At 31.0% G+C, this 7,185-nt stretch carries 12 protein-coding genes; all 12 read left to right on the top strand.

What is annotated here, in order from left to right:
• The 12 genes from LB941_RS11235 (at window position 1) to LB941_RS11290 (ending at window position 6,923) form a co-directional block, all read left to right on the top strand.
• Window positions 1–219 carry a hypothetical protein gene (locus LB941_RS11235; RefSeq protein WP_253362066.1) on the top strand — a complete coding sequence of 73 codons (219 nt, stop codon included), beginning with the start codon at window positions 1–3 and terminating at the stop codon, window positions 217–219.
• Entirely contained in the window at window positions 212–382 is a 171-nt protein-coding gene (locus LB941_RS11240) for a hypothetical protein (RefSeq protein ID WP_253362067.1), read from the top strand. Before LB941_RS11235 ends, LB941_RS11240 begins: the two co-directional genes overlap by 8 nt.
• 3 nt (window positions 383–385) lie before the next feature.
• Window positions 386–607: a hypothetical protein gene (locus LB941_RS11245; RefSeq protein WP_253362068.1), complete on the top strand. Its 222-nt coding sequence runs from the start codon at window positions 386–388 to the stop codon at window positions 605–607.
• The gene (locus LB941_RS11250) at window positions 604–1,929 is read left to right on the top strand and encodes an FtsK/SpoIIIE domain-containing protein (protein ID WP_253362069.1); all 1,326 of its coding nucleotides are present in this window, start codon (window positions 604–606) and stop codon (window positions 1,927–1,929) included. The genes LB941_RS11245 and LB941_RS11250 overlap by 4 nt, the downstream gene beginning before the upstream one ends.
• Window positions 1,930–2,040: 111 nt before the next feature.
• Window positions 2,041–2,355 (top strand): hypothetical protein, encoded by a 315-nt coding sequence (locus LB941_RS11255; protein WP_253362077.1) that lies wholly within the window; start codon window positions 2,041–2,043, stop codon window positions 2,353–2,355.
• 228 nt (window positions 2,356–2,583) lie between these two features.
• Entirely contained in the window at window positions 2,584–3,369 is a 786-nt protein-coding gene (locus LB941_RS11260) for a rolling circle replication-associated protein (protein WP_253362070.1), read from the top strand.
• Window position 3,370: 1 nt separating this feature from the next.
• Window positions 3,371–3,898: a hypothetical protein gene (locus LB941_RS11265; protein ID WP_253362071.1), complete on the top strand. Its 528-nt coding sequence runs from the start codon at window positions 3,371–3,373 to the stop codon at window positions 3,896–3,898.
• A gap of 1 nt (window position 3,899) precedes the next feature.
• Window positions 3,900–4,352 carry an HD domain-containing protein gene (locus LB941_RS11270; protein ID WP_253362072.1) on the top strand — a complete coding sequence of 151 codons (453 nt, stop codon included), beginning with the start codon at window positions 3,900–3,902 and terminating at the stop codon, window positions 4,350–4,352.
• A 57-nt stretch (window positions 4,353–4,409) separates the two neighbouring features.
• Entirely contained in the window at window positions 4,410–4,970 is a 561-nt protein-coding gene (locus LB941_RS11275) for a hypothetical protein (RefSeq protein ID WP_253362073.1), read from the top strand.
• Between the two features lie 18 nt (window positions 4,971–4,988).
• Window positions 4,989–5,207 carry a DUF3173 domain-containing protein gene (locus tag LB941_RS11280; RefSeq protein WP_057870300.1) on the top strand — a complete coding sequence of 73 codons (219 nt, stop codon included), beginning with the start codon at window positions 4,989–4,991 and terminating at the stop codon, window positions 5,205–5,207.
• Window positions 5,191–6,378: a site-specific integrase gene (locus tag LB941_RS11285; protein ID WP_253362074.1), complete on the top strand. Its 1,188-nt coding sequence runs from the start codon at window positions 5,191–5,193 to the stop codon at window positions 6,376–6,378. Before LB941_RS11280 ends, LB941_RS11285 begins: the two co-directional genes overlap by 17 nt.
• On the top strand, window positions 6,378–6,923 hold the full coding sequence (locus tag LB941_RS11290) for a metallophosphoesterase (RefSeq protein WP_253362075.1): 546 nt from the start codon (window positions 6,378–6,380) through the stop codon (window positions 6,921–6,923). Before LB941_RS11285 ends, LB941_RS11290 begins: the two co-directional genes overlap by 1 nt.
• Window positions 6,924–7,185: the final 262 nt, after the last annotated feature.

Consider the following 7,185-nt stretch of genomic DNA (forward strand, 5'->3'; position numbering starts at 1 on the left):
ATGAAGAACATCTATCGCTCGTTTAGTTGGATTATGCTTGTCGGGATTTCTCTCTTTTCCGGTTTCACCGCTAACATTGATAAGCACTATCATTGGGAGTCTTATTCTCCTTACCTAAGTGTAAAAACATTTTTGTTATTAGCTTTGGTGCTACTGTTATTAAGTTTGCCAGAGATTATCATTTCATTTGTTGAAAGAAGGAAGAAGCAATATGGATAATACATTTAATAAAATTAAGAAAATAATCTATATAATTTTGATGGTTATTTCGTTTGTCTTTTCAATTGTTTTTAGAGATGGATATTTACTAACAATTAGTAGTTTGCTAGCAATTTTGAATGTTTATTTTTGGTTAGAAAAAAAATACTTAAGGGGGAATTAATGAATGCTCGATTTTGTGATATTGATGGTTGATTTTATAAGACACAATGTTTTGCCTATTTTAATCGGTATAGTCTTTGTTATGGGACTTGCTGCGAAAGATAACTTGTTAGTTGCAGGACCGTTATATTTTGTATTTGCATTACTGGTATTGGTCTATTTTTATAAAACAAGTAAAAGCTTTATCTTAAATTTAATTGATATATTCAGAGGAAATAGAAAATGATAGGGTTCTTCTATGATTTAAAAAATAAGAGAGAGCAAAATCCAATTGTAATTTCTCTAAATGAGCGGAGTAATTACTTAGACTATCCTTTATACATTAGGATAATTACCTCTATCTTTATAGTGTTTATTATTTTCTTTTTTACTTTTGCTGTAGTGAGCGATAACTTATATATCTTACTTTTTGATGTAATCGTTAGCTTATTTTTAATAAAAAAAATTATTTATTTTAAAAAGTCATTGGAAGATTTTTGTTATAAACAGTTTTATTTCGAAATTCTATTACTTCAATTTTTGGAGGATATAAAAGACCTTGAATTATCTTTTGTGTATCAGCTTGAAGAGGATGGGACTGTGCTTCATATTGTTGCGAACAAAGGCGTGACAAATATAGAAAAGCACGAAAATTTAGAAAAAGGCTTAAGCTCTGTGTTGAATTTGCCATTTAAAAAAAAGACAGTCGGCAATTCAGTAATTAATTATTTCTTTGAGATTCAAAAACCAAAGAGATTAGTTGTAAAGGCTAAAGAAAAACTTGAATTTACTGATAAGATGGATATTGACTTAGGGTATGGAATCGTTTATAACCCTGTGAGAACACCGCATGTACTAATAGGAGGTGGAACAGGTTCAGGAAAAACAATTTTTATTTCTTTTTTCTTGATCGAGCTTATGAAAAGGCATTCAACTGTTTACATTTGTGATCCTAAAAATAGTGACTTAGGAAATCTTTCGCATTATCTTGATGACCATGTGGCTGTAACACCAAATAATATTGCTAGAGTTACTAGGTTGGCAGTTGAAGAAATGAAAAAGCGGTATTCAATAATGAACGACCCTATGAATTTTAAATATGGTTCAAATTTTGTTGACCATGGTTTTAATTCTTTATGGTTAATTTTTGACGAAATGGGGGCTTTCCAAGCTAGTGCTACAGACAAAGAGGGTAAAAAGATTGTAGATGAAGTTATGTCAAATATTAAACATATAATTTTATTAGGAAGACAAGCCGGGTGTTTCATTTTAGTTGCAGCCCAGCAAATGAGTGCCTCATCAGCCTTGAGTACGGATTTGCGTGATAATCTCGGTTTAAGAATAGCACTCGGAAATAACAGCCCAGATGGATTAAGAATGATTTTTAACACGCACATGCCAGCTTCGTTACCTGATGTAAGTGTGAAAGGTTCTGGCTTAATCTATGTTGAATCTACTGGAAAAATGGAGGCAGAATATTGGGAAGCACCTTTCGTTGATACCACTAGTTTTAATTTCATTGAGGAGCTGTTGAAATATAAAACAGCAGATAAGTATGGTTTGGAATAACGATATTAACGATATTTAAATAAAACTTGTTTTTTGTTTTATTTAAATATTGTTGCAATCAGCTTGCTGATTAAAAAATAAATTTTGAAAGAGGTAATATATAATATGACAATGACAGTAAATGATTTCCTAAATGTTGATAAGCTAGGTGTTGACTTCCTAGCAATTAAAGGTTATTCAGAAGTAAGAGATAGAGAAACAGATGAATTAAAAGCATATGCGTTGGAAGTTAACATTCAGGACCCAGAATCTCCCTTTTATTTTGAGCTAATTAAAGTTAAAGTGAAAAATCTTACTCCGACGTTAACAGTTGCTCAACTAAAGACAGCCAAGACTACTCCTATTATTCTTAAAGATTTGCAAATGGGGCAATTTAATGGAAATCTATGGTTTAACTGTGCTGATGTTCTACCAAAAAATAAATAATTCAATTTAATTACTTAGCATGGTTGGTTTTTCAAAAGGGGGCACTGCCGGGACGGCAAGAGTGCAGCGGAGCGACCCGAAAAATCAACCATGTTTAGTAATTTTAGAAGGAAAGTTTCACTTTCCTTCTATAGTATATTTATTCTATAAGACTAATAGTGGCGACAAAAACGAAAAACCCATAAAGAAAAATTGAATTTTTTAGGAGATTTAATCAGGTGTAAAGCCATGTATAATAAAAAAATCTTAAGAACTAAGGAATATACAGAGGTTTGGGAATATTCGAAATTGATTCTTACAAAAGGTGAACTCGTTGAAAAAGAAGTTCATGAAGAAAAAGAGTTGACAAAGCGCAAAGATTTTGATGAATTAACTAAGGAGGAGCAAAAAATTAGGCTTGCTTCTATGAAAAAGAAAAGACGTGAAGCCAAGTGGAGATTGCAGAGAATAATTGATTCAAATTTTGACAATCGGACTTCATTTTTAACATTAACTACAAAGGAAAATATTAAAGAACGAGAAAAGTTTATCGCTTTATTTAAGGCCTTTGTAAAGAGGTTTAATTACGCGGTATTTAATACTAAAAAAAGTAAGCTAAAATATTGCGGTTGTTTGGAAAAACAAAAACGTGGTTCTTATCATATTCATTTGCTGATGTTTGATGTTCCATATGTGCCTCATAAACAGTTATTAGAACTTTGGGGGCTTGGTGCAGTTAGGATTAATCATTTGGATAATTTAGATGATTCTGCTAATGCAGGTCGCTATGTAAGTAAGTATCTTGAAAAGGGGATTGGAGATAGCCTGTTAGAAACGTTTTCTAAAGATAGTTATTTGCGTTCTAGAAATTTAAAAATTCCTGTTGAAGAAAAACTTACAAGCTTTAAACCATTTAATATTGATGAAAAATTGGTTGTTTATGAGACTGATTATGTATCTAAAATTTATGTTGGTGGTAAATTTGAGGAAAATCCTGTTCATTATCGAAAAATAAAAAATAGAGAGGAAAATTAAAATGCTCGAAATAGAAGATAAGGCATGGGAATTTGCGGTTAAAGCCTATGGTAAGCAAACTGATTGGACTGGTAGAAAATATGCTCGAATTTTGCACGTGAATAACGTTGCAAGAACATCAAAAGAATTTGCAATGAGAGGAAATGCTTATTATCAAAATAATATCGAGCTTGTAGGTGCTGTAGCGTATTTGCATGATATTTTGGAACATACGCAGATAAAAGAAAATGAGTTGAGAAATTCTTTCCCAAATGAAGTTGTGATGGCTGTTGTGGCTATTACGAAAAGAGAAGAAGAAACTTATGGGGAATATCTAAAAAGATTGGAAAAAAATAAAATTGCTAGGTTAGTGAAAATGTGTGAAATGAAATATCGTTATGATGATTTGAATAGAATCTACAAATTGAGAATTTTTAAACTAAAAGATGAAGATTTTAAAAGGCAAGATTTTTATCATAGGGTATGGAGATATATATGGGGTAATGGAAATTGGCTTTATTGTGAATCAAGCAGAGGAGAAGAAAGTTAAGATGGATAATGAAGAAAGTTTTACAGAAAAAGCTTTGGGAGTTGCTATGAAATATCATGAGGGGCAACTTGACTTGGGAGGAAGTCCATATATTAATCATCTTATTACTGTAGGAGAATTGGTAAAAAAAGGAAATGATTTAAATACTGATGAAGTAGTCGCAATTGCTTACTTGCACGATATTTTGGAAGATACAGAGTGTAGAGAAGTTGATTTGTATAACCTTTTTTCAAAAGGAATTGTTGAAGCTGTTATTGATTTGACACGTAAACATGATGAAACATATCAGGAATATTTGGAACGGTTGAAACCAAATGAGTTGGCAAGAATAGTTAAACTTGCAGATTTAAGTAATAATCAAGATATTTCACGAATAAGTAATCCTACTAAACGGGATTTTGATAGAAGAAAGAAATATTTAAAAGCAATAAGTTTCTTGAGAAGTGAAGAGTAGTTTTTAAATGGTAATAGAGATTGGTTTTATTATGATTGAGAAAAGAAGTGATAAATTATGGAATATGTCGTTGGGGATATAGTGGAATTTAAATTTGAAAATGACTTGGTTGTTGGTGAGATTGTTGTTAGTGATTATGGTGGAGCAGTCGGTTACTCTTCAAACACATATGATATCCTTGCACAAAACATGTTATATAAGCACGTTGAGGAAAAGTTTATTGTAAGAACGATAGAAAAAACAAATAGGCTTATTTACTGGAAAAAACGTATTGAAACTTTTCTTGATGCATTAGGTAGTTTAGAAAAAGAAAGACTAAAAAAAATAAAAATAGGTCAAAATTTACTTGAATTGAATAAACAAATAAAAACAGGGAAGTATTTAGTAGGTACTGAATCAGGAAGTAAATATTTAATTCAATTTGATAAAGAAGAAACTCTCATGGTTAGAAAAAACGAAAAAAATAAGTTACGTAAAGATTCTCAATGGATAAGGGTGTTATTTTTGGATATAAGAATAGGGTTGCCAGCATTTTTTATTTTAGAACCTTTGGGAGACAGTGATTTTACAATTCGTCAAACAACGAGAGTTACAGAAATAAAAGAATTTGATAGTTGAAAGTGGGTGTAATAGTAAATGTTGACACTAACAAAAAAAGAATTAATTGCTATTGGATTTGGACCAAGTCAATCAGCGGATATTATAAGGCGTTCTAAGCGATTAATGGTTTCTAAGGGCTTTGGATACTATACAAGTAAAAGGCTCGGCAGAGTTCCTGTTAAGGCTGTAGAAGAGGTGTTGGGTATATGCATAGCAGATGAAAAAGGAGAATTAGTTGATGCCACGAGTAAGTAATGTTTATTTGAATAAAAAAACAGGAAAATTTTATTTTGTCGCAAACCTTGGTTTTGACGAAAATGGAAAAAGAGTTCAACACTTTAAGCGAGGGTTTAGTACACAAAAAGAAGCAAAACAAGCCTATGATGAATTTATGAACAATCGTTCTGAAAGTGGAATAAATAAAAATAGTTCAATGAGTTTTGAAGTTTTTTATGAAGACTATTTTTTGCCTGATTATAAGCGTTCGGTTAGGAAAAGTACTTTTGATAATAGAAAATTAATAATGGATAAGCAGTTTAAATACTTTAACAATAGAAAATTAAAAGATATTTCTTTGGCTTATTTGAAAAAATGGCAGAATAATCTTTCAGAGCAAGAATTTAGCAATGGATATATAAGGTTGATTTTTGGTTTGTTAGAACAGGTTTTAGATTTGGCAAAAAAACTTGGTATGTTGCAAAAGAATCCAGCAAGGCAAGTAGGAAATGTGAAAAAGATAAAAAGGAAAGTAGATTTTTGGACTATTGAGGAATTTAGAAAGGTCTTTGCTACTTTTGACGATAATCAATATTATGATTTTTTTTCAAAAGTATTGATAGATTTTCTCTATATGACTGGTTTAAGATTTGGAGAGGCTCAAGCTTTAACGTGGCAAGATATAGATATACAAAATTGTATTGTTCACGTTAATAAGTCAATGTATTATAAAAATGCTGATGAATATTATATTGGAGAACCAAAAACAAGTGCTAGTATTCGTACAATAGCTATTGATCATGATACTGCTAAAATGTTGGCAGATTGGAAAATGGTTCAAGAAAAGAATATTGGTAGTATCGATTTTGTATTAAGTTATAATGGAAGCCCAACTAATCGGAGTACAGCAAGGCATATGATAGAACATCATGCTGAAATGGCTGGGGTACATCGAATTAAGGTTCATGCTTTGAGACATTCACACGCTTCAATGTTGATTGCTATGGGCGAAAATGCTTTGGTTGTTCAAAGTCGGCTCGGACATTCTGATATCAAGACCACTTTGGGGGTGTACAGTCACCTATATCCTAATGTAAATCGTGAAGTCGCTGACAGAATTGTTGGAATACTTGATGGTGTAAAGTTTAATAAGAATGCAAAAAGAAAAACATTTAACGGAAATGAATATCTAAAAGGAAGTGATTTGTGATGAAATATTTTATTGCGGATATGCATTTTTGTCATGCGAATATTATTTCATTTAGTAATCGTCCATTCAAGAATGTTTTAGAAATGAATGATGAGATGGTTAAACTTTGGAATGAACGGGTGCAATCTTCAGAAGATGAAGTTTATATATTGGGAGATTTTATGTATCGAGGTTCTGCAGAAAAAGCAAATGAAATATTGAAAAAGTTAAGAGGAAAAAAATATTTAATTCGGGGGAATCATGAGCAATATTTAGATGATTCTGGATTTAATTTAAACAATTTTGAATGGGTAAAAGACTATTATAGTTTTTATTATCAAAGAAAGAAAATTATATTGTTTCATTATCCAATACTCGAATGGGACCAATATTACAATGGCTCTGTCTTACTTTATGGACATGTTCATGATAAAAGAATGGAATACTTTGATAGTACTTTGGGTCCAAGAGCATTGAATGTTGGTGTGGATAGAATTGAATTTGCACCAATAAGTATTGATAAAGTATTGGAAAAAATTGAAGAACAGGAAATATCATTTTATTAAATAGAAGAGCTAACAATTTGCAAACAATCCCTATTGAATGAGATATGTTTTAAGCTATTGATATATGCTTAAATGTTGTTATATCAGTATTTCAATTGTAATTTATCTAGTAAATGATTGAATGGGAATAATAGTAAAGAGCCTATAATCCTTTATTTACAAGGATTATAGGCTCTTTTTTTGGTTTTAATACATGCGAATAAACCACAAGTTTTACTTGTGGGGGTGAAAAAAGCTTTAGCGTAAAAAACTCCCTTTCGAT

Origin of the sequence: Ligilactobacillus ubinensis (assembly GCF_024160875.1) — a bacterium.
Taxonomy (GTDB): Bacteria; Bacillota; Bacilli; order Lactobacillales; family Lactobacillaceae; genus Ligilactobacillus; species Ligilactobacillus ubinensis.

Excerpts from the sequence above, each read along its gene's own strand:
- LB941_RS11235 (WP_253362066.1), top strand. The coding sequence starts at position 1 with ATGAAGAACATCTATCGCTCGTTTAGTTGGATTATGCTTGTCGGGATT.
- LB941_RS11240 (WP_253362067.1), top strand. The coding sequence starts at position 212 with ATGGATAATACATTTAATAAAATTAAGAAAATAATCTATATAATTTTG.
- LB941_RS11245 (WP_253362068.1), top strand. The coding sequence starts at position 386 with ATGCTCGATTTTGTGATATTGATGGTTGATTTTATAAGACACAATGTT.
- LB941_RS11250 (WP_253362069.1), top strand. The coding sequence starts at position 604 with ATGATAGGGTTCTTCTATGATTTAAAAAATAAGAGAGAGCAAAATCCA.
- LB941_RS11255 (WP_253362077.1), top strand. The coding sequence starts at position 2,041 with ATGACAGTAAATGATTTCCTAAATGTTGATAAGCTAGGTGTTGACTTC.
- LB941_RS11260 (WP_253362070.1), top strand. The coding sequence starts at position 2,584 with ATGTATAATAAAAAAATCTTAAGAACTAAGGAATATACAGAGGTTTGG.
- LB941_RS11265 (WP_253362071.1), top strand. The coding sequence starts at position 3,371 with ATGCTCGAAATAGAAGATAAGGCATGGGAATTTGCGGTTAAAGCCTAT.
- LB941_RS11270 (WP_253362072.1), top strand. The coding sequence starts at position 3,900 with ATGGATAATGAAGAAAGTTTTACAGAAAAAGCTTTGGGAGTTGCTATG.
- LB941_RS11275 (WP_253362073.1), top strand. The coding sequence starts at position 4,410 with ATGGAATATGTCGTTGGGGATATAGTGGAATTTAAATTTGAAAATGAC.
- LB941_RS11280 (WP_057870300.1), top strand. The coding sequence starts at position 4,989 with ATGTTGACACTAACAAAAAAAGAATTAATTGCTATTGGATTTGGACCA.
- LB941_RS11285 (WP_253362074.1), top strand. The coding sequence starts at position 5,191 with ATGCCACGAGTAAGTAATGTTTATTTGAATAAAAAAACAGGAAAATTT.
- LB941_RS11290 (WP_253362075.1), top strand. The coding sequence starts at position 6,378 with ATGAAATATTTTATTGCGGATATGCATTTTTGTCATGCGAATATTATT.